The sequence below is a fragment of the Cellvibrio sp. genome (assembly GCF_053579595.1).
Window position 1 is genome coordinate 1 of sequence record NZ_JBRFPI010000585.1, and the last position, 1,355, is coordinate 1,355.

The window sequence follows — 1,355 nt, forward strand, 5'->3', positions numbered from 1 at the left end:
CTGAACGAGGAGCAATCGCCTCACCCTGCGCAACGGAATTAAGCGGGGTTAGTTCGGGAACCATCTGTGCCGGCACCGGCTTGAAATGCAGATAAACCGCAAGAGCCAGTATCGGCAACACTAGCAACGAGCCCCATAAGGGCACGGGATTATTGGAGCCGTGACGATTCAACCCACACCTCAAAAAAAATAGCCAAAAAATTGCAATCAGCGGGATCACTGCGCCCCGCTGATTGCATTTACTCAGTGCCGCGCTTAACGGCAAGTAACGGTTGGTGTCTCTACACTGCCGCCATTGGTATTACCCTGGAAGCCAAACTCAACCGATTGCCCTGCACCTACGGTGCCGTTCCAATTAAGATTGGTCGCGGAATAAGGATTGCTACCCGTCACAGTGGCGTTCCACGAGTTAGTCAGTCGGTTGCTGCCTGCATATTGCCAGGTTGCAGTCCAGCCGGTTTTGCTCGCGGTACCAGTATTGGCAACACGGATAACGCCGGTGAATCCTGTACCCCAGGAATTGGTAACAACATACGAACAACTCAGACCCGCATTGTTGGCCACACTACTGGATGACCGGCTGGAACCAGGCGTCGAGCTAGGCGTAACACTGGAACGACTGGATGAACCAGGCGCTAAGCTGGAGCGGCTGGACGAGCCAGGTACAGCACTGGCACGGCTCGATGAGCTGGGCGCGACGCTGGCGCGACTCGATGATGCCACCGGTGTTGAACTGTTGCCGCCACCGCCGATTTGCACATCAATACAACCGTGGAAGCGTTCGTAAGTTGGAGGTTCGCGCCCCCATTCCGCATAGATCACATGGCGGCCTGTACGTGCCGGAACCGTACAGGTAGTGTGGATATGCGCGGTGGCTTTTTCGGCGCGCACATTGGGATAGGCGCCCGGATTATCGTCGTTATAAGGCAGATCGCAGAAGGGCTGGTCTTCGAAATCCGCCCAGGTCAATTCGCGCCCGACCTGATAGACAAAACCAGGTTTGGTGATCCAATAGCGGAAGTCTGAGGTGTCATCAAAATGCGGGCCGTTACTGATATCCCAAGAGAAGACTAACGAACCCGAATTGATGTTATTGACCGGCCAGTTGATGGCATTATCCCAAGGCGTTTTACCACCCTGCCAGGTTTCGCTGTCAAACCCGCACACATTTTTGGCAGTTGGCCCGAGCACCTTGCGCCCTTGATGGTGATTCAAAACGCTCATGTAGGAATAACCGCCGTTGAAATCGCTCGCAAAGGCGTCGCCGCATACCGGGTATCTGGCCGTACCATTCGCTACTTCGTCGGGTTTGGTGACTTTGCCGCAAAAATAATTGCGTGCGCCGGGACTATCGA

At 54.8% G+C, this 1,355-nt stretch carries 1 protein-coding gene; it reads right to left on the reverse strand.

All coding sequences use genetic code 11. The annotated features are described in order from the left end of the window. Nucleotides 1-255: 255 nt before the first annotated feature. The coding region (locus ACWA6V_RS21375) for a lytic polysaccharide monooxygenase (RefSeq protein ID WP_449524370.1) at nt 256-1,355 on the reverse strand (1,100 nt) is incomplete at its 5' end.